Below are 25,454 nucleotides of genomic sequence, written 5' to 3' on the forward strand. Positions count from 1 at the left end.
AGCGGTTACCGAGCGGGCGTTCCGCCGACTACAGATCAGCCCGTTCGAACTTCCAGAGGCCCAGAAGCGGCGGCAGGAGCAGCCAGCCGACGAGCATCGTCGCCGCCGCGACGTGCAGGTTCGCGCTCCCGCCAGTGAACAGCTGGCCGTTGAGGAACGCGCCGGAGACGATCTTGAACGACCCCGTCGGATTGAGGAGTCGGAGCAGTCGGAATATCTCCGGGCCGGTCAACGGTAGCCAGCCGGGGACGCCGCCGCTGAGTTGCAGGTAGATCTGGAGTGGGAACTGCACCGCGCCCCACAGCGGGACGAAGAGCAGGTAGAGACCCATCGCGCCCGCCATCGCGAGTCGCTGTGAGGCCATCGCGGCCGAGAAGCCGACGGCGATACCGACGAAGACGCAGCCGAGGAACGCCGTGAGCAGAGTGTAGCCGACGTAGGAGCCGACCGCGAAATTCAGCGGGCCGAGTGCCAAGAGCAGCGCCGGGAGGAGGAATCCGACGACGACCGGCAGCGCGATGGCTCCCGAGCGACCCAGTACCTTCCCGAACACGACGTCCGCGCGGGAGTGCGGCAGTGAGAGCAGCAGTTTCAGGCTCCCGCTGGCGCGCTCGCCGACGACGGCACTATAGGCCATGACGAGCGCGATGAGCGGGATCAGCGTCGTCGTCACGCCGTCCTTGACGACGATAGAGTTGAGGACGGCGTTGGAGCTGAACGTCCCGCCGCCCGCGGGTCGGACGATGTAGACTGCCAGCGAGACGAGCAGCGTAAAGAGCGTCGTCAGCCCGAGGAGCCACCGCGAGCGGACGGCGTCCTCGAAGTCCTTGCGGGCGACGGCCTGCCAGCTCATGCCGTCACCTCCTCTTCGTCTTCGGCGTCCGCGTCGACGCGGTCCTCCGTGTACGAGAGGAACAAGTCTTCGAGAGAGGCTTCGACGGTCTCGAAGTCCTTCACGGTCACACCGCGGTCTTCCAGCGTCGAGAGCACCTTGGTCTTCACACCGCCCTCACAGGAGACGGTGAGACTGCCGCCATCGCCCGACGCGGAGACGACGCCGTCGAGTTCGCGGACGGCGTCGACGTCCTCGGTCGACGCGCTGTCGACCGTGATCTCCAGCGTCTCCTCGCCGCCTGCGGCCTCGCGGAGGCCTTCGATGCTGTCCTCGGCGACGAGCGACCCTTCGCGCATGATGCCGACGCGGTCACAGACCGCCTCGACCTGCCCGAGGACGTGGCTGGAGAAGAACACCGTCGCACCGCGGTCGGCCTCGGTGCGGACGATGTCACGCATCTCTTTTGCGCCCGCGGGGTCGAGTCCGGAGGAGGGCTCGTCGAGGATGAGCAGGTCCGGGTCGCCGACGAGCGCCATCCCGAGTGCGAGCCGCTGGCGCATCCCCTTCGAGTAGCCGCCCGCTTTCCGGTCGGCGGCGTCAGCGATACCGACGCGTTCGAGGATAGCGTCGGGGTCGTCGTCGGCATCTTTCGAGTCGATGGCGAACTCGACGTGCTTGCGGCCGGTGAGGCGGTTGTAGACGTCGAACCCCTCCGGGAGGACGCCGGTCCGCTGGCGGACCGCCACGCTGTCTCGGCGGGCGTCGAGTCCGAGGACGGTCAGGTCGCCCTCGGTCGGCCCGACGAAGTCCAGGATCATGTTGATCGTCGTCGACTTCCCGGCCCCGTTGGGACCGAGAAAGCCGAACACCTCGCCCTCGGAGACCGTGAGGTCGAGGCCGTCGACGGCGGTGACGTCGCCGTAGCGTTTCGTCACGCCGGTGAGTTCGATAGCGGCCATGGATGCCGGTTGTCCCACCACCGCATAAAGAGTTTAGGTCTCTACAGAGCCAACAGATTGATAGCGTTCTACGGGCCGAGACGGTGGAAAACGGCTGCTGTCCGGTGGGTTGGTCGAGCGTTAGACCTCGTCGTCGGGGTCGTGCTGCTCGGCCATCCGGGCGGCCTCGGTGGCGTAGCGTTCGCGGTCCGCCTCGTCGGCGACGTCGTCGACGCGGTCGGGTTCGACGTCGATGGCCGCGGTGGCGGCCGAGCCGCGCTGGTGCATGATGGTCGCCGCGATCTCTTTCTGGAGCATCCCGTCACCCTCGGGCGTCGCGTAGACGAGGGTGATGAGGTTCCGGTCGTCGTAGCTGCGCTCCACGAGCCACAGGCGGACGGTGTCGGTCATGGGAAGGGGTTGGGGCATCGGGCACTTAGCGACGTTGATGCTGGGAGTCGAACGAACTGTTTTCTCAGTTGGGAATGACGAGTTTCAGAATACCTCGAAAGCCCACGCGTTCTCGGCTCGCGCGTCTGGCGAGACCTGCGGTCTCGCTGAGTCCCGTTCGCTCCGCTCACGAGACCCTCGCTGTGCTTATCGTCTCGTTTCACTCGGCTGCGGTGCTTGCATCGTCGTGCTTCGCCGAGAACGCGTCCCCTTTCAGTCCTCCCCGACAGCAACAGCCACGTCCTCCCCAGCCGACTCCTTCGCTCGTTGCACTCGCTCACTCGTCCCTCGCGTGCGTGTCTCGCGGCCGTCGCCGCGAAGCCACGCGCCACGCTGGCTGGTGCATCAGTCGAATCCGGTAGAAAGGTCAGCAGTCGCCGCTCAGTACGACGTCTCGCCGCGCAGTTCTTTGACGGTCGCGCTCAGTTCGTCGATGGCCGCGGTCCCGTCGTCCGTCGCGTCGACGATGTGGCCCGTCGCGTCCTCCGTCTCCTCGGCGCGCTCCTGGACGTTCTCGATGGTCGCGGTCAGTTCCTCGACCGTCGTCGCCTGGTCGTCGGTGGCCCGCGAGACCTCCGCGATGCCGTCGGCGGCCTCGTCGATGGAGGCCGCAATCTCCTCGAAGGCTTCGAGCACGTCGCCGATCTGCTCGCCCGCGTGGTCGATGCGCTGGTGGGACTCCTCGGCGGCGTCGACCGTCGAGTCCGTCTGCGCCTGGAGTTCCTCGATGCTCCTCGTGATCTGTTCGGTGTGGCTCCGCGTCTCGTCGGCGAGGTTCTTGACCTCCTCGGCGACGACCGCGAAGCCGTCGCCGTCCTCGCCCGCGCGGGCGGCCTCGATGTTGGCGTTCAGCGCGAGGAGGTTCGTCTGGTCGGCCACGTCCGAGATGACTTCGACGACGGATTCGATGTCGTCCATCCGGTCGCCGAGGTCGGTGACGCTGTCGACCAGCTCGTCGCCGATGTCGACGACTTCCTCGGTCGCCTCCCGGGCACCCTCGCTGGCGTCGAGGCCGTCGGTGGCGGCGTCACGTGCCTGCGTCGCCGCGGCGTCGACCTGATTGGCCGTGGCCGCGACCTCCTCCATGCTGGCACTGAACCGCTGCATCTCGCTGGCTCCCTCCGCGAGCAGGTCGTTCTGCTCCTCGACGTTGCGGGCGATCTGGTTTGCGGCCGTCGCGGTCCGTTCGACGGCCTGCGCGAGCGACTGGGTCTCGTCGTCAACGCGGATGGCGACGTCCTCGAACCCTTCGGCCATCCGGTTGAGTTCGTCGACGACGAGGAGCAGTGTGTCGTCGACGACGCGGCCGTCGGCGTCGTAGGAGGCCCGCGCGTCGAGATGGCCGTCGACCAGCGCGTGCAGCGTCTGTTGGACCTCGTCGACGAGTTCTTCGACGTCGCGGTGTCGCCGGACTTCGTCGGTCCGGTCGCGGACGGTCTGGACGACCGCGACGAGGTCGCCGTCCTCGTACAGCGGCATCGAGGTGTAGCGGAGATACCGGTCCTCGCCGGAGCGGTCGGTCAGCGTCTCCTCGTCGACGAACAGCGGCGCGCCGCCCTCGTCGTAGGCGGCCGAGGTGCCAGCCTCGCGGTCGACGCCGAACCGCCGGTCGGCCGACTCGGGTGCTTCGAGCACCTTCTGCGCGAGCGTCCGCGTGCCGCCCCGTTCGGAGTAGAAGACCCGACTGGCGTCCGTCGAGCCGAGCGCGTCGGCTGCGGAGACGCCCGTCAACTGTTCCATGTCGTAGTTCCAGGCGACGACCGCGCCGTCGACGTCGAGCATGAAGACCGGCATCCCGACGCTGTCGAGGAGAATCTCGTCGTCGACGTCGAAGTCGGCGGCGGTCTCGGCGTCCGGGTCGCCAGCGGCCGCGGCGTCGTCGGGGAACTCGAAGCCGCTCTCGGCGGCCGCCGTCGCGTCGTCGGTGGCGGAGTTGGCGGTAGCAGAGCCGTCGGACGAAGAGCCGCCTGCGGGCTCAGAGACGGTGACGCCACCGTCGGTCATCGAGGCTGTCGTCGGGTCACGCAACCCGAGTCGGGAGAACAACTGGCGGACCGATTCGCGGAGCATGTTGCCGTATCGATGCGACCCGACCCTTAACCTTTCGCGGCAAATTTCAGTGCTGATAATCGCAGGCAGGCGAGGACGTCAGCCTCAAGCGTCCGCGGACACAACTGTGCACAGATGGACGTCAGCGAGGTCCGCGCCCGTGCGAGCGAGTTCCCCCGAGACCCCGGTGTTTACCAGTTCCACGAGGGCGATACCGTCCTCTACGTCGGCAAGGCCGTCGACCTCCGAAGTCGGGTCCGCTCCTACGCCGACCCCCGCAGCGACCGCATCCGCCGGATGGTCGCCCGCGCCGACCGGCTGGACTTCGCCGTCACCGACACCGAGACGCAGGCACTGCTGCTCGAAGCGAACCTCATCAAACGCCACCAGCCGCGCTACAACGTCCGGCTGAAGGACGACAAGTCCTACCCGCTGGTCCAGCTCACCGCCCACCCCGTTCCCCGCATCGAAGTCACCCGCGACCCCGACGAGGCCGCGACGGTCTTCGGGCCGTTCACCGACAAGGGACGCGTCGAAGTCGTCGTCAAGGCGATTAGGGAAACCTACGGCCTGCGGGGCTGTTCGGACCACAAGTACGCGAACCGCGACCGACCCTGTCTGGACTACGAGATGGGTCTCTGCACTGCGCCCTGCACGGGCGAGATTACGGAGGCCAGCTACGGGGAGGACGTCGAGAGCGCGGTGCGGTTCTTCGAGGGCGAGACGGGCGTGCTCTCGGACCCGCTCCGCCGGGAGATGGAGGCGGCCGCGCAGGCCCAAGAGTTCGAGCGCGCCGCCAATTTGCGCGACCGACTCGACGTCGTGGAATCCTTCCACGGCGGCGGTGGCGAGGCCGTCGCCTCCCAGTCCGGCGAGCGCGCCGTCGACGTCTTGGGGGCCGCCGTCGAGGGCGAGAAGGCCACCGTCGCCCGCCTCCACAGCGAGCGCGGCCAGCTCGTCGACCGCTCGCGCCACCGCCTCGACGCACCCGAGGGCAGCGAGGAGGGCGTCGCCGAGGTCTTGGCCGCCTTCGTCGCACAGTACTACGCCGAACGCGAGTTGCCCGACGCGCTTCTCCTCTCGGAACGCCCCGACGACGAGGAACTCCTGGCGTGGCTCGACAGCGAGGGCGTCGCGGTGCGGGTGCCCGGTGCGGGCCGGGAGGCCAAGCTGGTCGAGTTGGCACTCAAGAACGCCCGTCGCGGTCCCGCCCGCGGCGACGAACTCGGCGCGCTCTCCGACGCGCTCGGACTGCCCCGCATCGAACGCATCGAGGGCTTCGACGTGAGCCACGCCCAAGGGAAGTCCGTCGTCGGCAGCGACGTCTGTTTCGTCGGCGGGTCCGCAGAAAAGTCCGGCTACCGCAGAAAGAAACTCACCGAGCGTAACGACGACTACGCCAATATGCGCGAGCTGATTCGGTGGCGGGCCGAGCGCGCGGTCTCGGGGCGCGACGACCGACCCGACCCGGACCTGCTTCTCATCGACGGGGGCGACGGCCAACTCGCCGCGGCACAGGACGCCCTCGACGAGGTCGGCTGGGACGTGCCCGCCATCGCGCTGGCGAAGGACGAGGAGCTCGTCATCACCGACTCACGGGTCTACGACTGGCCCAAGGACGCGCCCCATCTCCACGTCCTCCAGCGTGTCCGCGACGAGGCCCACCGCTTCGCGGTCCAGTACCACCAGACCCTCCGCGACGACGTGAAGACCGTCCTTGACGACGTACCCGGCGTCGGTCCCGAGACCCGAAAACGGCTGCTCCGACGGTTCGGCAGCGTCGACGGCGTGCGAGGGGCGTCGGTCGATGACCTCCGGGACGTCGAGGGCGTCGGCGAGAAGACGGCCGAGGCACTCAAGTCGCGGCTGTAGGCGAACGGTTTATTCCGCCACCACGAGTTTGCAAAGCCGATGCCCTCCACCGAACCCACCGAAGACGAGATACGCGCTATCGCCCGCGACGAGATCCGGCGGAGCGTCCGGTCGGTACTGACCTCGCTCGGCTATCTCGTCGCGGCGGTCCTGCTCGTTATCCTCGGAATCAACGCCGCCTCGCTCGCCCTGTTCGCGATCGGACCGCTGCGGTACGTCGGCGTCGTCTCGCTCGCACTCGTGGCCCTCGGGACCGCGTTTCTCGTCTCGGATCTGTGGCCGTCCCGCTGAGCGACGCGCTTTTCACCTGTCTCCGCGTTGTCGACTCCGATGCCCTCCAGCGACCTGTCGGACGACGAACTGCGCGACATCGTACGCGAGGAGTCACAGCGAGCGGTTCGCTCGGAACTCAAGAGCTACGGCTACGGCGTCGTCGGTCTCGTGGTCGGCTTCGTCGGCCTCCCGCTCGTCCTCGGAGCGGTCTTCACTGGGAACTCGGTCTTGGTCGGCGTCGCCGTCCTCGCCGTCGCCGTGCTCACCGCATTTCTGCTGTGGTAGCGTCGCCGGTCACCTCGCCAGCCGTCTCGGCCAGCGGCGGCGACGCCGTGAAGACCTCGCTCCGCCAGAGCAGCCACGCCGCGAGGACGGTCCAGCCGACGCCGCCGACGACGCCCAAGGGAGTCGGCCCGAGCAGCGGGTTCGGCTGCCCGGCGACGAACAGCGCGCCGATGGCGGCGACGGCGTTGATGGCTCCGTGGGCGATGGCGGCGGGCCAGACGCTCTCACTCTTGAGCGTCACCCACGCGAGGAAGACGCCCGTCGTGAGCGTGAACCAGCACATCGCGAGGAAGCCGGTCCACGGCGCGCCCGGATAGCTGAAGCCGTAGTTGTAGCCCATCGCGATGAGCGGCCAGTGCCACGCCCCCCAGACGAGACCGACGACGAGCGTCGCCTGCCGTCGGCCGAGCGGGAGCAGTTTCGGCAGGAGATAGCCGCGCCAGCCGAGCTCTTCGCCGAAGGCGAACAGCGCGTTGATGAGCGGGGCGATGGTGACCGCCGCGACGAGCTGGATGGCGACGAGCGTCCACGGGTCGAGCGGGAGTTCGCCGCCGGAGGCCGCCCGAACCGCCTCGGTGAAGGCCGTCAGCTCGGGGTCGAAGGTCGCCGAGAAGACGGCGAAGTAGACCGCCGCGCCGACGAGCGTCAAGAGCGCGGGCACGAACCACGCGAGGGCGTAGGTCCGCCACGAGGGTCTGAAACGGGGACGGACCCCGAGGTTCGCCCAGCCCTCGCCGGTCGCGAGGCGCGTGACGACGGTGCCGACGGCGGGGGCAAACATATACGCCGTCGGCAGGAGGACGGTCGCGAGCGTGATGCCGAGACCGGGGAGGAGTTCGGGGCTGTCGACGAGACCGCCGGTGGCGTAGATGGTGAGGCCCGTGGCCCACGCGACGCCGTAGGCGACGGCGAGAAAAACCCCGATACGCCGCGTTTCGACGGACTCGTCGGGAGAGACGGGGAGGGACATACCACTACCGAGGACGGCAGCGGCGAAAAAACGTCGGGTGCGTCGGGTCGCGACCGCCCGCGTGCAGGCGAGACGGCCGCGGTGCGGTGTCGTCGCCGTAGTGCGGTGTCGTCCGGTCGCCCGGTTACGCGATCTTGTTGTACTGGTCGCGGAGCTTCTCGGCGGCGTCGTCCATCAGTTCCTGCTCGTAGTCGTCGAGGTCCCACTCGACGACCTCCTCGATACCGTTCGAGCCGAGCTTGACCGGGACGCCGAAGGCGGTGTCCTCGTAGCCGTACTCGCCGTCGAGGACGAGCGAGCCGGGGAGCACTTCGCCGGTGTCGCGGAGGATGGCTTCGGTCATGTGGGCGACGCCCGTCGCCGGACCCCACTGCGTCGCGCCCTTGCGGCTGATGACGTCCATCGCGGACTCCTGCAGGTCGCCGAGGATCTCTTCTCGCTCGTCCTCGCTGAACTCAGGGTCGCGGCCGTCGACGCGGACCTTCGAGAACACGGGGACCTGTGCGTCGCCGTGCTCGCCGAGAATCGTCGCTTCGACGTTCTTGACGGGCGCGTCGAACCGCTCGGAGAGGACGTAGCGGAAGCGCGCGGAGTCGAGGCGGCCGCCGAAGCCGACGACCTTGTGGCGGTCGCGGTCGCCCGCTTCGTAGAGATGGCGGTTGAGCAGGTCGACCGGGTTCGACGTCGTCACGGAGACGAAGTCGTCGTTGTACTCCGCGAGCGAGGAGCCGATATCGGCCATGATGGGCGCGTTGTCGCCCGCGAGGTCGATACGGGTCTGGCCCTCCTTGCGCGGAATCCCGGCCGTGATGATGACGACGTCCGAGCCCTCGGTGGCCGAGTAGTCGCCCTGTACGACCGTCGTGTTCGAGTCGTAGGCGATCCCGTGGTTCGTGTCGGCGGCCTGCCCGACCGTCTTGTCCTCCATCTTCGGGATGTCCACGAAGACGAGTTCGTCCACGACGTCACGAAGCGCGAGATTGTAACCTGCGGCGGCACCGACCGTCCCTGCGGCACCGACCACGCTAACTTTCGACATACCACGTAAACCTGCCCTGCGATGCTGATTAAACGCTTCGGAACGGCCGTCTCTCGCCCCCTCTGACGTCATGAGGGTTCGACAGACGTCGAACAAATGCGTGCCGTGGTCTTTTTCGACGCGAAGAACGAGTGATGAGACATGAGCGAGTTCGACAAGGAGGCCGAACGGGAGAAGTTGCGAGAGAAGTTCGCCAAGGACGAGGAGAAACGCCAGAGCACGAAGCGGATGAGCGAACTGCTGCTCAAGGGCGCGACGATGACCAACAGCCACTGCAACCGCTGTGGCGACCCGGTCTTCCGCTTCGACGGCCAGGAGTTCTGTCCCTCCTGCCAAGACGCGACCGTCGCGGGCGGGCAGATTCAGCTCCGCAACCCCGAGGGCCGACAGCAAGAGCAGGGGCCCGAGTCGGCACAGGCCGCAGAGCCAGCGCAGACGACACAGGCGACGCAGGCCACGCAAGCGACGGGAACCGGCCAATCCGAGCACGCCCAATCCGCCGAGTCGCCGACGACCGAGGCAGCGACAGCCGACGCGACGACGACCGAGGCGGCGACAGCCGACGCGACGGCGACCGAAGCGACGACAGCCGACGCGACGACGACCGAACCGGCGGCTGGCGGCACAGACGACGCGGCGCGGAACACCGAAGCCGACGTCGAGCCGACGCAGCCGCCGGTGCCAGCGACGGAGTCCGAGTCGGCCGAGCCGCCGACGACGCAACCGAATACAGGCACCGCGGACCTCGACGCCGCCCGCGCGTCGCTCCGGCGGACGGTGACGCGCTACGCCGAGGAAGCAGAACAGACCGACGACCCACGACGTGCTCGCGAGTTGCTCGCGGCCGCCCACGAGGCCGCCGAGACGTTGGCCGCGCTGCGTCGGTAGAGAACTCTCCGCGCCAACTATTCGTAGTCGCTGCCGATTATCTCGCGAATCCGGTCGGCCGTGACCTTCCCGACGCCCGAGACCTCCAGGAGGTCGTCTTTCGGCGCGATCATCACGGCCTCGACGCTGCCGAAGTGCTCCAGGAGCGACTGGGCCGTGACAGGCCCGATGTCGGCGATTGACTCGACGACGTACTCTTGCTGTTCGGAGAGCGTCTTCGCGCTCTTCTCGCCGTGGGCACTCACGGTCCGCTGGCGTTTCGTCTGCTCCCGGGAGGCGATGACCTCCAAGAGGTCGGCCGTGTCGCCCTCGTTCTCGGTCCGAAGGACGCTCGCGCCGTAGTCCACAGCCAAGGAGGCGATGGCCCCCCGAATCGCGTTCGGGTGGACGTTGCGCTCGCCGTAGAGGTCCTCGCCCTCGATGATGACGACCGGCCGCGAGTAGTGTCGCGACATGTCGCGGACCTGCTCGAACATCGAGCGGTCGCCGCCGGTCAGCGTGTCGAGGAAGTCCGAGACCGACTTGCGCTCGACGGCGACGCGGTCCGAGAGGATGTAGTCGCCGACGGCCAGCGTCTCCAGCCGGGTGTGGACGCCGTCGCGCTGCGAGAGGTCCCGCGCAATGTTGGAGTCGAGTTCCCGCTGGTCGACGACGATCTCGACCGTCTCCTCCTCGGGGTCGCTCTCGGCGGTGGCGACGACGCTGTCGGCGTCGGTCGTATTGTCAGCGTCGGTGTCGGTACTGTCGGCATCGGCGTCAGCAACGTCGCTGTCGGCAACGTCGGTCTCGCCGTCGCTCGCAGTCTCGGTGTCGTCGACGGCTTCGGCCGCCATCTCCGTCGCCTGTGCGGTCGCGGTCTCGTCCGTCTCGATGGCGGCTTCAGCGTCGTCCTCGCTCTCACCGTCCCGGCCGTCGAAGTCAGCCAGTCCGGGCTGCATCCGCTTCTGTCGGCTCTCGCCGCCCCCGTCGCCGTTACTGAACTCACCCAGTGACTTCTGGCTCTTGTCGAGCTGTTGCTCCAACTCGTCGGCGGCGGTCTTGAGCTTCTGGAGTTCGTTCTCCATCTTCGATTCCCGGCGGCGCGAGATCCAGAAGTAGACCTCGTCGCGGGTGTCCTCGGCCATGAGGACGATGACCTTGCCCTCGGTCTGGCGGCCGGTCCGGCCCTTCCGCTGGATGGAGCGGATGGCCGTCGGGACGGGTTCGTAGAAGAGCACGAGGTCGACCTCGGGGACGTCCAGCCCCTCCTCGGCAACAGAGGTCGAGACGAGCACCTCGAACTCGCCGTTGCGGAAGGCGTTGAGGGTCTCCTGTTGCTCTTTCTGACTCATCCCGTCGGAGCCTTCCTTGTTGCCCTGCCCGACGAACCGCTGGGTCGAGAAGGACTGCGAGAGGAACTCGGTGAGGGCTTCGGCGGTGTCGCGAGACTCGGTAAAGACGATGACGCGCTCACCGTCGTTGATGCCGAGGGTCTCGGCGAGCAGGATGCGCGTCTTCGAGAACTTCGGGTGCAGCGCGTCGAACGACTCGGCTTTCCGCATCGCCTCGCGGACTTTCGGCTCCGAAACGAGCCGCTGGCTGGCCTTCGAGGCTCCCGACGAGCGGGCGGCGTTGCGCTGTCGCTCGAAGTATCGGCGGACCGATTCGACGCTCTGGGTCTCGACCAGTTCGACGGCCCGGCGGAGCTTCATCACTTCGGCGTGGATGGACATCCCCTTGTAGCCCTTCGACTGGTCGTTGTCCATCATCTTCCGCAATTTGCCGCGCATCGCGTTGAGCTTCTTCTGTGAGAGGTCCGGACTCGTCGTGCCGCTGACGCCCAGTTCCTTCAGCTGCTCCAGGCGGTCGACGATGACCTCGTTGATGGCGTCGCGGATCTCCAGAATCTCGTCGGGAAGCTGGATCTTCTCCCACCGGACGTCGGTGTCGTAGGTGTGTTCGGCGACGTCGGCGTCGTCCTCTGTCATCACCGCGACTTCGGTCAGCCCGAGGTTCTCACAGACTTCGAGGATGGACTCCTCGTCGCCGCCGGGCGAGGCACTCATCCCGGTCACGAGCGGGTCGGCGGCGTCGGCGTGGTAGCGTTCGGCGATGTAGACGTAGGCGTAGTCGCCGGTGCCGCGGTGACACTCGTCGAACGTGAGGTGGGTGACGTCGCGGAGGCTGATGCGGTTGCCGACGAGGTCGTTCTCGACGACCTGGGGGGTGGCGATGACGATACGGGCCGACTCCCAGAGTTCCGCGCGGTCGTCGGGGCGGACCTCGCCGGTGAAGACGACGATGTCGTCGTCGGGGATTTCGAGGGCTTCGCGGTAGAACTCGGCGTGCTGCTGGACGAGCGGTTTGGTGGGGGCGAGAAAGAGCGACTTGCCGCCGACCTCGTGGAGGCGTTCGGCGGTCAGGAGGAGAGAGACGGTGGTCTTACCGAGACCCGTCGGGAGACAGACGAGCGTGTGTTCGTCGCGGGCCGCGCCCGCGAGACGGAGTTGGTAGAGGCGACGCTCGATGAAGCCGGGGGCGAGGAGAGGATGCTCGACGTACGCGACGTCGTCGGTGGCGGCCATTAGGCCGTGTTCGTCGTCTTCGTGGATAAGAGTTGGCGAAGCGTGGTGAAACTAAAGACGTCGGTCGGGGTCGAACCGCCGTCGACGCGGCGACGGAACGCAGTTCGCTCGGCTCGCTCAGTTGAGTGGCTGTTCTGTGGCGGCGTCACCGTCGTCGGCGACGTCCGGAACCTCCGCACCGACGAGGTCCGCCCACTCCGCGATTCGGTCTGGTGTATGCTCGCTCATAATCTCACCCTCAGACGGTGACTCTCAACCGAGATATATAATGGTTGTGTCGGTCAGAGGACAGACCGGCGTCTCCTGGGTGCTATCGCCCGTTGGCGACCCTTTCCGGTTACGGGATGAGCTGCTCGCCGTCGTCGTCGTAGACCGTGATGGCGTCGACGGGACAGACCCGCGCGGCGAACTCCGCGTCGAACTCGGCGTCCTCGGGGACCTCGCGCACGAAGACCTGCTCGTCGACTTCCTCGGCGTCGACGAGGTCCGCCTTGCCGTCGTCGAGGTTCTTCTCGAAGGCGTCCCACTCGTCGACACATTGGAACATCCCGATGCAGGTCTCGCGGTCGTATTCGATTTTCATGGGACAGGGTTGGGCGGTGGGTTACATAGCGGTGGTGGATGGGGTGATGGATGAGTGGTGGGTGGTAGTAGATGGGTGACGGACGGGTTAGTGGATGGATGGTGGATGGATGGTGGAGTCAGGAGAACGACTACTGCCACCCCGTCCCGACAGTTTAAACCGAAGAACGACCCAACCTCGTTCCAATGAAGACTGCGGACCTACACGGTCTCCCGCCGGGGGTCCCCGAGCATCTCCAGTCGGAGGGCATCGAGGAACTCTACCCCCCGCAGGGCGCAGCCGTCGACGCCGGCATCCTCGACGGCGAGAGCGTCGTCGCCAGCATTCCAACCGCCTCTGGCAAGACGCTCATCGCCGAACTCGCCATGCTCTCGGCCGTCCAGCGCGGCGGGAAGGCCCTCTACATCGTCCCGCTTCGCGCGCTCGCCAGCGAGAAAAAGGCCGAGTTCGAGCGGTGGGCGGAGTACGGCGTCACCGTCGGCGTCTCGACCGGTAATTACGACTCCTCGGGCGAGTGGCTCGGGTCGCGTGACATCATCGTCGCCACCTCGGAGAAGGTCGACTCGCTCGTCCGCAACGGCGCGCCGTGGGTCGACGACCTCGACTGCGTCGTCTCCGACGAGGTCCATCTGGTCAACGACCGCCACCGCGGGCCGACGCTCGAAGTCACCCTCGCCAAGCTGCGGAAGATCAACCCTGGCCTCCAGACCGTCGCGCTCTCGGCGACCGTCGGCAACGCCGACGAGATCGCCGACTGGCTCGACGCCGAACTCGTCCAGTCGGACTGGCGGCCCATCGACCTGAAGATGGGCGTCCACTACGGCAACGCGATCAACTTCGACGACGGCAGCCAACGCGAGGTGGAGGTCGAACGCGGCCAGAAGAAGACCGCCGCGCTCGTCGACGACACCCTGAGCGAGAAGGTCGACGGGCAGGGTGGGTCGTCGCTCGTCTTCGTCAACTCCCGGCGCAACGCCGAGTCCGAGGCACGCCGCCTCGCGGACGTGACGAAGGGACATCTGACGGACGACGAGCGGGCGAAGCTCCGGGAACTCGCCGCCGACCTCCGAGACGTCTCCGATACCGACACCAGCGACACCCTCGCCAAAGCCGTCGCGAAGGGTGCCGCCTTCCACCACGCTGGCCTCGCCAGCGAACACCGCGCGCTCGTCGAGGAGGCCTTCCGCGACCGACTCATCAAGGTCGTCTGCGCCACGCCAACGCTCGCCGCCGGGGTCAACACGCCCAGCCGACGCGTCATCGTCCGCGACTGGCGACGCTACGACGGCGAGTTCGGCGGCATGAAACCGCTCGACGTGCTCGAAATCCACCAGATGTGCGGCCGCGCGGGTCGGCCCGGTCTCGACCCCTACGGCGAGGCCGTCCTGCTCGCCAAGGATTCGGAGACGATGGACGAACTCTTCGAGCGCTATATCTGGGCCGACGCCGAGGATGTCCGGTCCAAACTCGCCGCCGAACCCGCCCTCCGGACGCATCTCCTCGCCACCGTCGCCTCCGGCTTCGCCAACACCCGACAGGGTATCTTGGACTTCCTCGACCAGACGCTCTACGCGACGCAGACGACGGAGTCGGGGAGATTAGAGACGGTCACCGACACCGTCCTCGCGTACTTGGAGGCCAACGAGTTCATCGAGCGCGAGGACGACACCATCCGCGCGACCAACATCGGCCACACGGTCTCGCGGCTCTATCTCGACCCGATGAGTGCCGCCGAGATCATCGACGGCCTGCGCTTCGCCGCCGACAAGCGCGTCGAGAAGCTGCGGGTCATCGAGGGCAAGGAGTCGACGTCGAGCGAGTCGAAGCAGCAGAAGCGGCAATCGCAAGAAGAACCCGATATGTCGGCGGGCTTCACCACCGCGAGCGACCTGCAAGCCGCGTCCAACGCCGCTGACGACGAGGGCGGGAGCGAGGCAGACGGCAGCGAAGAAGCAGACGACGAGGCCGACGAGTTCGAGACCACCTATCCGACGCCGCTCGGTCTCTACCATCTCGTCTCGCGCACGCCGGATATGTACGAACTCTACCTCAAATCCGGCGACCGCGAGACCTACACCGAACTCTGCTACGAGCGCGAGCCGGAGTTCCTCGGCCGCGTCCCCTCGGAGTACGAGGACGTCGCCTTCGAGGACTGGCTGGCCGCGTTGAAGACCGCCAAGCTGCTCGAAGACTGGGCGAGCGAGACGGACGAGGACCGCATCACCGACCGCTACGGCGTCGGTCCCGGCGACATCCGCGGGAAGGTCGACACCGCCGAGTGGCTCTTGGGTGCCGCTGAACAGCTCGCGGGTGACCTCGACCTCGGCAACAACGTGGCCGTCCGCGAGGCGAAGAAGCGCGTCGAGTACGGCGTCCGCGAGGAACTGCTCGACCTCGCGGGCGTCCGCGGCGTCGGCCGCAAGCGCGCTCGCCGGCTGTTCGAGGCGGGCATCGTCTCCCGTGCCGACTTGCGGGAGGCGGACAAGTCCGTCGTCCTCGCGGCTCTCCGGGGGCGGGAGAAGACCGCCGAGAAGATCCTGGAGAACGTCGGGCGGCGCGACCCCTCGATGGACGACGTCGAGGAGGACAGCGAAACCCGCGTCGCCACCGGCGCGAGTCAGGAGAACGACGGGCAGGCCAGCCTGGGTGATTTCCAGTGAGACTCGTCGAGGGCGTCGCCACCGTCGACGACGTGGGTGACTTCGTGGGCCGTATCGGCGACATCGCCGACGAGTCGGGGACGACGGTACAGGTGTTCGACGCACGGTACGTCGTGTCTCGAAGACATCTCGAACGCGCCGTCGAGTTGGCAGACAGAGCCATCGTTCGCGGGGAGAACGTCGCCCGCGACCGTGCGGTCGAGATCCTCTGCTACGCCGCCGGTCGCCGTCAGATCGACCGCGCCCTGACGCTCGGCGTCGACGAGGGCGAAACACCCGTCGTCGCACTCGTCGATGCGGGTGGCGGTGGCACCGAAGGTAACGGCGACAGCAACGGTGACGGCGAAGGCGACGAAGCGGCCGCCGAGGCGGCACTCGCCGACCTGCTCGGCGAGCGTGAAACGCTCGGGACGTACGACGAGTCGTTGGTCAGCGAGTATTTCGGAATCGGTGAGATGGAACTGCGAGCGGCCGACGGCGACCTCGAAGCCCTCGTCTTGGAACGCGTCGCGCTGCTCGACGTAGAAAAGTAAGTTTCGGTTTCGGACAACCCCCTCGTTTCGACTGGAAACCGGAAGACATCATCGAGGTATGGCTGCAAGAGAAGGCCGAAACTGGCGTCGTGGGGAAGCTAACAGAGCGAACGCGACAGTGGTCTCGACGCTCGGTGACGACGTTAGGGGTCAGTAGACCAGTTCGCCCGAGATGAACTTCCGCGTGCGTTCGTCTGTGGGATTGTCGAATATCCGCTCGGTGCTTCCGATCTCCGTGAAGCCGTCGCCCAAGAGTACGCCGACGCGGTCGGCGATACGTTCGGCCTGGTGCATATCGTGGGTCGCGACGACGACTCCGATACCGCGGTCGCGCGCTTCGAGCACCGCGTCCTCGATGAGTCCCGTGTTCCGCGGGTCGAGGTCGGAGGTCGGCTCGTCGAGCAGGAGATACGTCGGGTCGCACGCGAGGGCGCGGGCGAAGGAGACCCGCTGTGCTTCGCCGCCGGACAGCGAGTGTGCCTCCTGGTCGAGTTTGTCCGTCATGTCGACGACGTCCAGTGCCTCCGAGACGGCGTCGTGCGTGCCGTTCGACCCGAGGACCGACCGCAGTTGGTCCTGCAGACGCTCACGCCACGGCTGGCGTACCCGCAGACCGTACTCGACGTTCCGCGCGACCGTCGCGTCGAACAGGCTCGCCTCCTGAAACACCATGCTGACGCGACGCCGAAGTGCGAGTCGGTCGCTCTCGTCGAGCGTCCACACCGCCTGCCCGTCGATGTCGACAGTCCCCGCAGTCGGCCGAGTGAACAGTGCCAGGATGCGAAGCAGCGTCGTCTTGCCGACACCCGACGGGCCGATGATGCCGAGGACTTCGCCGGGGTCGACCGACAGCGACACGTCGGCGAGGACGTTTTCGTCGCCGTAGCTGTGCGAGACGTCCGAGAGCCGGATCATCGGTTCACCCCCTCCGTGTCGCCGAGGCGGACGACGACCGTGTTGACGGTCAGGACGAGCAGGACCAACACGCCACCGAGAATCATCGCCGTCTCGTACCGGCCCTGTCGGGCTTCGAGCTGGATAGCGGTGGTCAGCGTCCGGGTCTTCGAGATGCCGTCCGCGCTCGTGATGTTGCCACCGACGATGAGGACGGAGCCGACCTCACTGATGGCGCGGCCGAAGCCCGCCAAGACGGCCGTCGCGATGCCGTACCGCGCCTCCTTGATGACGACAAGTGCGACGTCGAGTCGCGTACCGCCGAGGACGCGGGCGGCGTCGCGGACGTTGTCGCCCACGCCGGTGATGGCCGCGAGGCTGATGGCCGTGATAGGCGGCGTCGCGAGGACGAACTGTGACATGATCATCGCCTCCTTGGTAAAGATCAGCTCCAGCGCGCCGAGCGGTCCCTGGTTCGAGACGGCGAAGAGCACGAGCAGGCCGACGACGACGCTCGGAAAGCCCATCCCCGTGTTGATGACGGACTTCACGAGTTGCTTGCCGGGGAAGTCGGTGAAGCCCAGGACGATGGCCGTCGGGACGCTGAACAGCGTACTCAGCGTCACCGAGATGACGCTGACGTACAACGAGACGTAGATGATACTCGCGACGTAGCCGTCCCTGAACGGGAGGTCGACGAGTTGCAGAAGCGGTCCGACCGGTTCGAGTGGCACGGCTACTCGTCGTCGGAGTCGCTACTCCAACCTTCCGGGACGTACTGCTGGAAGTCCGGATTCTCGGAGACCGCCTCGGGGAAGAACAGCTGTTCGCCGTTGACCTGATACTCCGAGATGGCGGTCTGGACGTCCGGGCTGGTGATCCAGCCGATGTACGCCATCGCGAGGTCGTAGTTGGCGTTGTCGTGGACGCCGGGGTTGACCGCCATCACGCCGTAGGGGTTCGCGAGGATCTCGGGACCGCCCTCGATGGGTCCCTGCACGAGGATGGTGAGGTCGATCTCCGACCGCTGGGAGATGTACGTCCCGCGGTCCGAGAGCGTGTAGGCACCCTGCTGGTTCGCGATGTTCAGGGCCTCGCCCATCCCGGTTCCGGTCTCCTGGTACCAGTCGCCACCGGGGTCGGTGCCTGCGGCCTCCCAGAGGTTCAGTTCCTTCGTGTGCGTTCCGGAGTTGTCGCCGCGGGAGACGAACGTCGCCTCCGCCTCGGCGATGGTGGTGAGCGCTTCGGTCGCCGAGTCCATCCCCTCGATGCCCGCCGGGTCGCTCTCGGGACCGACGATGACGAAGTCGTTGAACATCAGGTCCCGGCGGTTGATACCGTAACCGTTCCGCATGAACTCGTCTTCGAGGCCGCGGGCATGGACCATCACCACGTCCGCGTCACCGTTGCGGGCGGATTCCAGGGCCGCGCCTGTCCCCTGTGCCACGGCGTCGACGGTGACCCCGTACATCTCCTCGAAGCCGGTGTGAATCTCGTCGAGCAGGCCGGTGTCGTACGTACTCGTCGTCGTCGTGAGCGTCAGGGTCTCACCCGCCACACCGGGCCGACCCGCCTGTGACCCCGCGTTGGCACTGGGTGCCCCCGTACAGCCGGCGATACTCGCGATACCACCGAGGCCGAGGGCCTTCATGAAATCCCGCCGTTGTATCGACATAGGAACATCGACGGACGAGGAGCAAAAAGATGTTTCGCTCCGCCTGGGTGGGCAGTCGTCACGTCAAGAGGGCGACGACACGGCTCGGAGTCCACCGAGTCGGGTCAAAAGTACGGAAGGCATGGTGCTCAGGTATACGGAGGAAGACGATATGCGTAATCGTCGTGAGAACGTTCGTCGTGACCGTCGAGCGTCGAGACTGTCGGCCGATATGTGGGTAGAACAGGCGTCGGCAGACGCTCCGGAGACGGCTCTCGGGATGAGGATTCGAGAGAAGTATAGTTCCACCAGGATTCGAACCTGGGTCGTTGCCCCCAGAAGGCAACAGGATTGGCCACTACCCCATGGAACTTCGTTCGCATCCACAGATACCGCTCGGTTGTTCTTAAGCATTGCGTGATAGCTGGACTGTGTGATTTGCTGGCAAGCGAGCTATACGTGCATAAACCACCACGCTTTTGCCCTCAAATTGTACAGTTTCGTGTATGTACGTCGGACGGTTCATCGTCATCGGTCCCGAGGTCGGCGCGTACCGCGTCTCCTCGCGTTCGTTCCCCAACCGCCAAGTCGTCGACCGCGACGGCACGCTCACCGTCGCGCCGACGGCCGACGCCCCGGAGACGGACAACCCCTACATCTCGTACAACTGCGTCCGCGAAGTCGACGGCAAAGCCGTCGTCGGCAACGGCTCGCAGGTCGACCCCATTACTGAAAAGTTGGGCCTCGGCTACCCCGCCCGCGACGCCCTCGCCGAGACGCTGCTCGCGCTCGACTACGAGAAGGACGACTACGACACGCCGCGTATCGCCGGCGTCGTCGGTGCCGACGACGCCTTCATCGGCATCGTCCGCGAAGACGCGCTGCTCGTGAAAGAGGTCGACGAGCCGACGCTCGTAGCGACCTACGAGGAGGACAGTCCCCGCGCGTTCGACTTCGAGGCCGAGACCGCCGCGGCGGCCGCCAGCGAGGCCTACGGCCAGGAGTTCGAGCACGCCGTCTGCGCCGCCGGCGTTCGGGTCACGGACGACGGCGTCGAGACCGCCATCGACAACGGCGAGTAACACACCCCCAGAACTTCTAACACGGTTCCCGGCGAACGACGAGCCACAGCTATGCGCCTCGGCGTGCTCTCGGACGTTCACGCGAACCGTATCGCGCTCGACGCCGTCCTCGACGATATGCCGCCCGTCGACGGACTGGTCTGCGCTGGCGACGTCGTCGGCTACAACCCGTGGCCGGTGGAGTGCGTCGCCGCCGTTCGCGAGCGCGAGATACCGACCGTCCAGGGCAACCACGACCGGGCCGTTTCGACTGGAACCGCGTTCCGGTTCAACGGGATGGCCCGCGCTGGCGTCGACTACGCCCGCGAACAGCTCGACGACGAGAGCCTCGATTGGCTCGGGTCGCTACCAGAAGAACGGACCCTCGCCGACGGCCGGGTGAAGGTCGTCCACGGCCATCCGGACGACCCGGACCGCTACACGATGCCTCACGACTTCTCGCCGCGACTCCTCGACGACGAGGACGTGCTCGTCATGGGCCACACCCACGTCCAGCACCACGAGCGGTACGGCGAGGGTATCGTCCTGAATCCGGGGAGCGTCGGCCAGCCGCGCGACGGCGACCCGCAGGCGGCCTACGCCGTCGTGGACCTCGACGCGATGGACGTCGAGGAGCGGCGCGTCGAGTACGACGTCGAGAGCGTCGTCGACGCCGTCGAGGCGGCGGGGCTACCGAGCCGAATCGGAACGCGACTGCGGAAGGGAGAGTGACACCGCTGGTCGGAACGAAAAGCGGAGAAACGTATCGAGGACGAGGCGCGCGCCTCAGAACTCGTCTTGGACGATTTTGAGTGTCTCTTCGCGGTCGTCCCAGGCGACGAACAGCGCGACCGACGTCGCGCTCGTGATGACGTCGTGGAGGTTGATGCCCGCCTCGGCGAGCGGCGTGACGATGTTCTGGAGGACGCCCGGCCGGTTCGGGAGTTCGCCGCCCGTCACGCGGACGACGGCGATGTCGTCTTCGACCGTCACCGAGGAGAGCAGCTCGTCGTTGACGACCTCGTCGTGCAGCACGGTCTCGGCCTCTTCGGCGTGGTCTTCGGCGACGTAGAAGGTGATGGAGTCCATGCCGCTGGCGACGGCCTCGACGTTGATCTCGGAGCCGCGGAGTGCCTTCGAGAGGTCCGCGAGGATTCCCGGTCGGTTCCGGATGGCTCGTCCCGCGACGGTGAGACAGGCGAGTCGGTGCTCCTGCATATCGATGAGGTTGGTGAACTTCCCCTCGATGCGGGTGCCGCCGGAGAGCAGGTCGCCGTGCTGGTAGTGGACGACACGGACGTCGAGCGCGTCGTCCTTGTACGACAGCGCGGAGGGAGCGACGACCTCCGCGCCGCGGAACGAGAGGTTCCGGAGTTCGTCGACGGTGATGCGGCCGACGTTGCGCGCGCCCTCGACGACGTGGGGGTCGCCGGTCATGACGCCCTCGACGTCGGTCACGATGACGACCTCGTCGGCGTTCATGTACTTGCCGAGCATGACGGCGGTCGTGTCGGAGCCGCCGCGGCCGAGCGTCGTCACGTCGCCGTCGAGACTCTGCGCGAGGAAGCCGGTGATGACCGGGACGACGCCGTCGAGGTCCTCAGCCAGTTTGGCCGCTCGCTTCGAGGTCTCCTCGACGTCGACCTCGCCAACCGCGTTCGTGATGACCGGCCAGAGGTCGCTGCCGGGTTCGAGAAAGAGCGCGTTGACGCCGCGGGAGGTGAGGGCGGCCTTGAGCATCCGGACGGAGGTCCGTTCGCCCATGCTGACGATCTCCGCGCGGTCGGCGTCCGACGTATCGAACTTGATCTCGTCGAGCAGGTCGTCGGTCGTGCTGCCCATCGCGCTCGCGACGACCGCGATCTCGTGGCCCTGTTCGACGGCCGCCGCGATGGAGTCGGCGGCGCGGTTGATTCGGTCGCCGCTCCCGAGGGAGGTCCCCCCGAACTTGGCGACTACGCGCATACTGCTTCCTCCGATTCGACCGAGACTGCGAACTGGTGCGTAAACATGCGACAGCGTAGCGTGGGGAGCCGCATAACTGTGTCCACTTTCCCAACGGTTGCCGATTGGACACGTCATCGCGGTTCGGCCGACGAGAACCGGACAGCCGTGGACTTTTACCCGCAGTCGGCGACTGAATACGGTATGGACGTTCGGGACGCAGTCGAAGCCGACGCCAGCGCGCTCGCCACACTGGGAGACGCCCCCCAAGAGTCACTGCGGAACGCGATTCACGACCGGACGGTCCGCGTCGCCGAGGAGCCGTCGGCGGGGACCGACGGCGAAGGCAGCGAGGACGGTGAGGACGAGGAGAGCACGACGATTACAGGATTCGTCGGGTTCGACGCCCGTGACGGGACGGTCTACGTCACACAGTTCGGTGGCTCGCGCGCGGCCTGTGAGCTGCTCCTCGAGGAGCCGGTTCGCTTCGCCGAGCACGAGGGGATGGACGTCGAGGTCGTCGTCACTGCGACGGACGAGACGATGCGGGCTGCAGTGGAAGCGGTGGGGTTCGAGAAGAAGGGCAGCGGACCGATGTTCGACGGCGAGCGGACGGTCCGCTACCGGCTGAAGCCGGAGCCGGGGAGTTAGTCGTCCGACGGAACGGCCTCGGCGTCCGGAACCTCGTGGTCGCTGATCGTCGCCTGCGGCAGCAGTGTCTTCTCGAAGTCGAAGTCGGCCAGCTCTTCGCCAGCCGCGACCTTCCGCGGCCAGTCGGGGTTCGCGAGCGCGCTCGTGCCGAGCGTGACGAGGTCGGCACCGTTCTCGACGGCCTGCCGGGCGGCGTCGGGGTCGCCGAGACCCCCGTTGGCGATGACCGCGGTGTCACTGTACTCGACGGCGAGGTCGGCCAGCGTCGGTCCCGCGTCGCCGAAGGCGGGTGCGGTGATGTCGGTCTCCGTGACGTGGATGTAGTCCGCACCGGCCGCCGAGAGTTCGGAGAAGACCACCTCGGCGTCGTTCTCGCCGCCGGGCCACTCGTATGCGTCGTCGTTGGCCTTCTCCTGTGAGATGCGGATTCCGACGACGAAGTCATCGGGCATCGCCTCGCGGACCGCGCCGAGGACCTCTCGCGGGAAGCGGACGCGGCTCTCGATGTCGCCGCCGTACTCGTCCTCGCGCTGGTTGGCGTCGGCCGCGAGGAACTCGTTGAGCAGGTAGCCGTTCGCGCCGTGGAGTTCGACGCCGTCGAACCCGGCTTCGAGGGCGTTCTCGGCGGCATCGACGAATCCGGCTTTGGCCACGTCGAGATCGTCGAGGGTCAGCTCCTTCGGCGTCGGGAACTCGCCCTCACCGCCGTAGAGCGGCGACTGTTCACCGACGGGCTGGACCGTCGAGGGACCGGCCGTCTCGTCGGCGTGGGGATTGCCCTGCGAGATGGCTCCGGCGTGCATGAGCTGGGCGAAGATGGGCGCGCCTTCCTCGTGGACGGCGTCGGTAACCCGCGTCCAGGCCTCGATCTGCTCGTCGCTGACGAGGCCGGGCTGGTTCAGGTAGCCCTGGCTGTACTGGAAATCGGTGTAGACACCCTCGGTGATTAGGAACGAGAAGCCGCCACGGGCGAACTTGGCGTAGTAGCGGACCATCTCCTCGGTCGCGAGACCGTCGTCGGTCGCGCTCGTCCGGGTCATCGGTGCGAGACCGACACGGTTGTCGAGCGACACGCCTCCGAAGTCGAACGACTCGAACAGCACGTCGTCGGGTGTCTCAGTCATCAGCGGTCATTGTGAAAGGACGAATAAAGGCCGCCGCCGGATTTGCACGGGTCGCGCACTGTACGTGTGGTAGCGTACGCCAGTCAGCGAGTAGATATGCCGGTGGGAAGACCGCCGCCGGAGTCGTCGCGGTGGTGGTTTGCGGCGGTGTCGTGCAGTGCAGTCGGTGCAGTCGGCGCGGTCGGTGCGGTCGGTGCGGTCGGTGTGGTCGGTGCGGTGCAGTTGCAGGAGAAGTCGAGGGGTCGTACCGCGAGCGAGGGTCGGAGACCCGAGCCTCGCGGGGCGGGTTTTTTGGCCGAGCTTTTTTAGTGGGGTCGAGGCCGCCGGAGGCGGCCGAGGCCCCACGCTGAAAAAAGGTCGTCAGGAGAATTTCCGAACCGTCATCTCCAGCGTGTCGAGGTCAAGAATGGGCGCGTAGCCCGCGTCGGGGTCGATGTTGACGGACTTCTGGAAGTCGGTCTGTGCCTGCCAACAGCCGGAATTGACGGCGAGGACGTTGTGGTACTTCCCCCAGCCGAGTTTGTGAACGTGGCCGGTGTGGAAGACGTCCGGTACGTCCTCGATGACGAGATAGTCCTTCTCTTCGGGTGCAACGCGGGTGTGGCCGCCGTACTGCGGGGCGACGTGACGCTTCTTGAGGAGTTGGTACATCGCCTTGTGCGGCTCGTCGTAGCTGGCCTTATCGGCCGGGAGTTCCGCGATGACCTCGTCGAGCGAGACGCCGTGGTACATGAGTACGGAGACGTTCTCGACGGTCACGGTCGAGGGGTTGCTCGTGATCTTCGCGTCGTGGGCGGACATGATCTCCCGAAGCTCCTCGTCGAAGCCGGGTTGGGGTTCCGCGAGGCGGACGGCGTCGTGGTTGCCCGGAATCATCACGATCTCCATGTCGCCGGGCACCTGTTTGAGATACTCCGCGAACCGCTCGTACTGGTCGTAGATGTCGATGATGTCGAGTTCTTCGTCCTGGTTCGGATAGATGCCGACGCCCTCGACCATGTCGCCAGCGATGAGGAGATACTCGACCGGGTCGGCCTCGGGAGTGTGCAGCCAGTCGGTAAAGCGGTTCCAGGCGTCGGCCATGAACTCCTGGCTGCCGACGTGGACGTCCGAGATGAGAGCCGCCTGCACGTGACGGTCGGCGGTGCTGGGGCGGTGCGTCCGCGGGATGTCGGGGAAGTGGATGCTGTCGGCGAAGAGGATGCCCGCGTCGTCGGCGAGCGTCCCCTGGATCGCGATACACTCGTCTTTGAGCATCTGGTCGACGAGTTCGGCGATGTTCTTGTCCTTCATCACCAGACAGGGGAAGGTCCCGGTCGTGTCCTCCAGTTCGACGAGCCAGTGGCCCGACGCCGTCGACCGGATGTCGTTGACGAGACCGATCATCTCCGCGTCGCTCCCGCCGGGCATCTGCTGGATTGCCTTGGCAGGACGGTGGTTGACACGGCCGCGAAGGAGTTTCGAGAGCCGCTCGTAGCGGTCTTTGAACGTCGTCACGAACTGCTTGTACTCGCCGGTTCCGGTGCTCGCACCGGTCATGTCGTTCGTGATGTGGGCTGGCGTCGGATTACGAGTGTGGCTGGACTGCGACGCCTCCGACGACAGCGTCGTATCCGTCGATACCGGCGGAGACGAGTCGCCGTCGCTGGAAGTGCTCGATGGGACGGCCTTCCCGGTATCCCCGATATCAGTCGAGGGAACGGTCTCTCCGGTATCGGTTGATGAGACGGTATCCTCGACATCGGCCGACGCCGACCCCTCCGTTTCGACTGGAGCGGACTGTGACGGTCGATTCGGTTTCGGTTCGGCCGTTTGGTCGGTCTCTCCAGTCGAAACAGGGGGGTCTTGGGTCACCGACTCACGAGGAGGAGCGTCGGCCGACTCGTCGGAGGGTGGCTTCGTCGGGGCATCCGCAGAGAGTTTGTCGGTGTCGAGGACCGCCCGGACGTGGGCGACGGTGATGCGGAGGGCGTCGTCGGGGGCGTCTTCGACCGCCCGGTCGAGTGCGAGTGCCGGGTCGGCGGCGTTCGCGAGCAGCGTGATGGCCTCTCGCTCGGCGTTGTAGCCGCGGCGAGCGAGTTCCGTGACCAGACCCGACGGCGTCGAAAGCGGCACAGAGATGGCAGGGTTGGCGGGAGCAAAAAGGGTGCCGGAACCCAGAAGCTTGAAAGCCGGTCCTGTCCAACC

Annotated in this window: 23 protein-coding genes and 1 tRNA gene; 9 read left to right on the forward strand and 15 right to left on the reverse strand. The window is 66.8% G+C overall.

What is annotated here, in order from left to right:
- Window positions 1-28: 28 nt before the first annotated feature.
- From BLR57_RS00355 to BLR57_RS00370, 4 genes are all read right to left on the reverse strand, one after another.
- Window positions 29-853 (reverse strand): ABC transporter permease, encoded by an 825-nt coding sequence (locus BLR57_RS00355; protein WP_089693016.1) that lies wholly within the window; start codon window positions 851-853, stop codon window positions 29-31.
- Entirely contained in the window at window positions 850-1,794 is a 945-nt protein-coding gene (locus BLR57_RS00360) for an ABC transporter ATP-binding protein (protein WP_089693018.1), read from the reverse strand. The genes BLR57_RS00355 and BLR57_RS00360 overlap by 4 nt, the downstream gene beginning before the upstream one ends.
- A 120-nt stretch (window positions 1,795-1,914) precedes the next feature.
- The gene (locus BLR57_RS00365; protein WP_089693020.1) at window positions 1,915-2,184 is read right to left on the reverse strand and encodes a DUF7967 family protein; all 270 of its coding nucleotides are present in this window, start codon (window positions 2,182-2,184) and stop codon (window positions 1,915-1,917) included.
- Between the two features lie 420 nt (window positions 2,185-2,604).
- Window positions 2,605-4,293 (reverse strand): methyl-accepting chemotaxis protein, encoded by a 1,689-nt coding sequence (locus BLR57_RS00370; protein WP_089693022.1) that lies wholly within the window; start codon window positions 4,291-4,293, stop codon window positions 2,605-2,607.
- Between the two features lie 114 nt (window positions 4,294-4,407).
- Between BLR57_RS00370 and BLR57_RS00375 the strand changes: the two genes are divergently transcribed.
- From BLR57_RS00375 to BLR57_RS00385, 3 genes are read left to right on the forward strand one after another with little or no spacing between them, the layout of a single operon-like run.
- Window positions 4,408-6,144 carry an excinuclease ABC subunit C gene (locus BLR57_RS00375; RefSeq protein ID WP_089693024.1) on the forward strand — a complete coding sequence of 579 codons (1,737 nt, stop codon included), beginning with the start codon at window positions 4,408-4,410 and terminating at the stop codon, window positions 6,142-6,144.
- Between the two features lie 39 nt (window positions 6,145-6,183).
- Window positions 6,184-6,435, forward strand: a complete 252-nt coding sequence (locus BLR57_RS00380; protein ID WP_089693026.1) for a hypothetical protein — start codon at window positions 6,184-6,186, stop codon at window positions 6,433-6,435.
- Between the two features lie 39 nt (window positions 6,436-6,474).
- Window positions 6,475-6,702 (forward strand): hypothetical protein, encoded by a 228-nt coding sequence (locus tag BLR57_RS00385; protein ID WP_089693028.1) that lies wholly within the window; start codon window positions 6,475-6,477, stop codon window positions 6,700-6,702.
- Here the strand turns inward: BLR57_RS00385 and BLR57_RS00390 are convergent.
- Entirely contained in the window at window positions 6,680-7,672 is a 993-nt protein-coding gene (locus BLR57_RS00390) for a CPBP family intramembrane glutamic endopeptidase (RefSeq protein WP_089693029.1), read from the reverse strand. The genes BLR57_RS00385 and BLR57_RS00390 overlap by 23 nt on opposite strands.
- Before the next feature lie 124 nt (window positions 7,673-7,796).
- Complete coding sequence (gene mdh, locus BLR57_RS00395) at window positions 7,797-8,711, reverse strand: malate dehydrogenase (protein ID WP_089693031.1); 915 nt, start codon at window positions 8,709-8,711, stop codon at window positions 7,797-7,799.
- Window positions 8,712-8,852: 141 nt separating this feature from the next.
- Here mdh and BLR57_RS00400 point away from each other — a divergent pair, with 141 nt between their 5' ends.
- A complete protein-coding gene (locus BLR57_RS00400) occupies window positions 8,853-9,599 on the forward strand; it encodes an Sjogren's syndrome/scleroderma autoantigen 1 family protein (RefSeq protein ID WP_089693033.1) in 747 nt (248 codons plus the stop codon).
- A gap of 17 nt (window positions 9,600-9,616) precedes the next feature.
- On the opposite strand, the gene BLR57_RS00405 is transcribed toward BLR57_RS00400, so the two are convergent.
- The gene (locus BLR57_RS00405; protein ID WP_089693035.1) at window positions 9,617-12,163 is read right to left on the reverse strand and encodes a DEAD/DEAH box helicase; all 2,547 of its coding nucleotides are present in this window, start codon (window positions 12,161-12,163) and stop codon (window positions 9,617-9,619) included.
- Window positions 12,164-12,500: 337 nt separating this feature from the next.
- On the reverse strand, window positions 12,501-12,746 hold the full coding sequence (locus BLR57_RS00410; protein WP_089693037.1) for a ferredoxin: 246 nt from the start codon (window positions 12,744-12,746) through the stop codon (window positions 12,501-12,503).
- Window positions 12,747-12,931: 185 nt separating this feature from the next.
- On the opposite strand from BLR57_RS00410, the gene BLR57_RS00415 reads away from it, so the two are divergent.
- Window positions 12,932-15,406: an ATP-dependent DNA helicase gene (locus tag BLR57_RS00415; protein ID WP_089693039.1), complete on the forward strand. Its 2,475-nt coding sequence runs from the start codon at window positions 12,932-12,934 to the stop codon at window positions 15,404-15,406.
- A complete protein-coding gene (gene cgi121 / locus BLR57_RS00420; protein WP_089693041.1) occupies window positions 15,403-15,939 on the forward strand; it encodes a KEOPS complex subunit Cgi121 in 537 nt (178 codons plus the stop codon). The genes BLR57_RS00415 and cgi121 overlap by 4 nt, the downstream gene beginning before the upstream one ends.
- Before the next feature lie 150 nt (window positions 15,940-16,089).
- On the opposite strand, the gene BLR57_RS00425 is transcribed toward cgi121, so the two are convergent.
- The 4 genes from BLR57_RS00425 to BLR57_RS00440 form a co-directional block, all read right to left on the reverse strand.
- Window positions 16,090-16,854, reverse strand: coding sequence for an amino acid ABC transporter ATP-binding protein (locus BLR57_RS00425; RefSeq protein ID WP_089693043.1), 765 nt, complete (start codon window positions 16,852-16,854; stop codon window positions 16,090-16,092).
- Entirely contained in the window at window positions 16,851-17,540 is a 690-nt protein-coding gene (locus BLR57_RS00430; RefSeq protein ID WP_089695408.1) for an ABC transporter permease, read from the reverse strand. The genes BLR57_RS00425 and BLR57_RS00430 overlap by 4 nt, the downstream gene beginning before the upstream one ends.
- Before the next feature lie 29 nt (window positions 17,541-17,569).
- Window positions 17,570-18,508 carry an ABC transporter substrate-binding protein gene (locus BLR57_RS00435; RefSeq protein ID WP_089693045.1) on the reverse strand — a complete coding sequence of 313 codons (939 nt, stop codon included), beginning with the start codon at window positions 18,506-18,508 and terminating at the stop codon, window positions 17,570-17,572.
- Between the two features lie 279 nt (window positions 18,509-18,787).
- A tRNA-Gln gene (locus BLR57_RS00440) sits at window positions 18,788-18,860 on the reverse strand.
- 133 nt (window positions 18,861-18,993) lie between these two features.
- On the opposite strand from BLR57_RS00440, the gene BLR57_RS00445 reads away from it, so the two are divergent.
- Both BLR57_RS00445 and BLR57_RS00450 read left to right on the forward strand, forming a co-directional pair.
- The gene (locus BLR57_RS00445) at window positions 18,994-19,569 is read left to right on the forward strand and encodes an IMP cyclohydrolase (protein WP_089693047.1); all 576 of its coding nucleotides are present in this window, start codon (window positions 18,994-18,996) and stop codon (window positions 19,567-19,569) included.
- A 51-nt stretch (window positions 19,570-19,620) separates the two neighbouring features.
- Complete coding sequence (locus tag BLR57_RS00450) at window positions 19,621-20,280, forward strand: metallophosphoesterase family protein (RefSeq protein ID WP_089693049.1); 660 nt, start codon at window positions 19,621-19,623, stop codon at window positions 20,278-20,280.
- A gap of 54 nt (window positions 20,281-20,334) precedes the next feature.
- Here BLR57_RS00450 and BLR57_RS00455 read toward each other — a convergent pair whose 3' ends face one another.
- The gene (locus BLR57_RS00455) at window positions 20,335-21,513 is read right to left on the reverse strand and encodes an aspartate kinase (protein WP_089693051.1); all 1,179 of its coding nucleotides are present in this window, start codon (window positions 21,511-21,513) and stop codon (window positions 20,335-20,337) included.
- A gap of 183 nt (window positions 21,514-21,696) precedes the next feature.
- Between BLR57_RS00455 and BLR57_RS00460 the strand changes: the two genes are divergently transcribed.
- Window positions 21,697-22,143 carry a hypothetical protein gene (locus tag BLR57_RS00460; protein ID WP_089693052.1) on the forward strand — a complete coding sequence of 149 codons (447 nt, stop codon included), beginning with the start codon at window positions 21,697-21,699 and terminating at the stop codon, window positions 22,141-22,143.
- On the opposite strand, the gene BLR57_RS00465 is transcribed toward BLR57_RS00460, so the two are convergent.
- Together BLR57_RS00465 and BLR57_RS00470 are read right to left on the reverse strand one after the other, a co-directional pair.
- A complete protein-coding gene (locus BLR57_RS00465) occupies window positions 22,140-23,267 on the reverse strand; it encodes an oxidoreductase (protein WP_089693054.1) in 1,128 nt (375 codons plus the stop codon). The genes BLR57_RS00460 and BLR57_RS00465 overlap by 4 nt on opposite strands.
- A gap of 360 nt (window positions 23,268-23,627) precedes the next feature.
- The gene (locus BLR57_RS00470; protein ID WP_089693057.1) at window positions 23,628-25,382 is read right to left on the reverse strand and encodes a DNA-directed DNA polymerase II small subunit; all 1,755 of its coding nucleotides are present in this window, start codon (window positions 25,380-25,382) and stop codon (window positions 23,628-23,630) included.
- Window positions 25,383-25,454: the final 72 nt, after the last annotated feature.

This window comes from Halogranum gelatinilyticum, assembly GCF_900103715.1.
GTDB lineage: Archaea > Halobacteriota > Halobacteria > Halobacteriales > Haloferacaceae > Halogranum > Halogranum gelatinilyticum.

Coding starts and splice junctions, on each gene's coding strand:
- BLR57_RS00355 (WP_089693016.1), bottom strand. CDS start 853: ATGAGCTGGCAGGCCGTCGCCCGCAAGGACTTCGAGGACGCCGTCCGC.
- BLR57_RS00360 (WP_089693018.1), bottom strand. CDS start 1,794: ATGGCCGCTATCGAACTCACCGGCGTGACGAAACGCTACGGCGACGTC.
- BLR57_RS00365 (WP_089693020.1), bottom strand. CDS start 2,184: ATGACCGACACCGTCCGCCTGTGGCTCGTGGAGCGCAGCTACGACGAC.
- BLR57_RS00370 (WP_089693022.1), bottom strand. CDS start 4,293: ATGCTCCGCGAATCGGTCCGCCAGTTGTTCTCCCGACTCGGGTTGCGT.
- BLR57_RS00375 (WP_089693024.1), top strand. CDS start 4,408: ATGGACGTCAGCGAGGTCCGCGCCCGTGCGAGCGAGTTCCCCCGAGAC.
- BLR57_RS00380 (WP_089693026.1), top strand. CDS start 6,184: ATGCCCTCCACCGAACCCACCGAAGACGAGATACGCGCTATCGCCCGC.
- BLR57_RS00385 (WP_089693028.1), top strand. CDS start 6,475: ATGCCCTCCAGCGACCTGTCGGACGACGAACTGCGCGACATCGTACGC.
- BLR57_RS00390 (WP_089693029.1), bottom strand. CDS start 7,672: ATGTCCCTCCCCGTCTCTCCCGACGAGTCCGTCGAAACGCGGCGTATC.
- mdh (WP_089693031.1), bottom strand. CDS start 8,711: ATGTCGAAAGTTAGCGTGGTCGGTGCCGCAGGGACGGTCGGTGCCGCC.
- BLR57_RS00400 (WP_089693033.1), top strand. CDS start 8,853: ATGAGCGAGTTCGACAAGGAGGCCGAACGGGAGAAGTTGCGAGAGAAG.
- BLR57_RS00405 (WP_089693035.1), bottom strand. CDS start 12,163: ATGGCCGCCACCGACGACGTCGCGTACGTCGAGCATCCTCTCCTCGCC.
- BLR57_RS00410 (WP_089693037.1), bottom strand. CDS start 12,746: ATGAAAATCGAATACGACCGCGAGACCTGCATCGGGATGTTCCAATGT.
- BLR57_RS00415 (WP_089693039.1), top strand. CDS start 12,932: ATGAAGACTGCGGACCTACACGGTCTCCCGCCGGGGGTCCCCGAGCAT.
- BLR57_RS00425 (WP_089693043.1), bottom strand. CDS start 16,854: ATGATCCGGCTCTCGGACGTCTCGCACAGCTACGGCGACGAAAACGTC.
- BLR57_RS00435 (WP_089693045.1), bottom strand. CDS start 18,508: ATGTCGATACAACGGCGGGATTTCATGAAGGCCCTCGGCCTCGGTGGT.
- BLR57_RS00445 (WP_089693047.1), top strand. CDS start 18,994: ATGTACGTCGGACGGTTCATCGTCATCGGTCCCGAGGTCGGCGCGTAC.
- BLR57_RS00450 (WP_089693049.1), top strand. CDS start 19,621: ATGCGCCTCGGCGTGCTCTCGGACGTTCACGCGAACCGTATCGCGCTC.
- BLR57_RS00455 (WP_089693051.1), bottom strand. CDS start 21,513: ATGCGCGTAGTCGCCAAGTTCGGGGGGACCTCCCTCGGGAGCGGCGAC.
- BLR57_RS00460 (WP_089693052.1), top strand. CDS start 21,697: ATGGACGTTCGGGACGCAGTCGAAGCCGACGCCAGCGCGCTCGCCACA.
- BLR57_RS00465 (WP_089693054.1), bottom strand. CDS start 23,267: ATGACTGAGACACCCGACGACGTGCTGTTCGAGTCGTTCGACTTCGGA.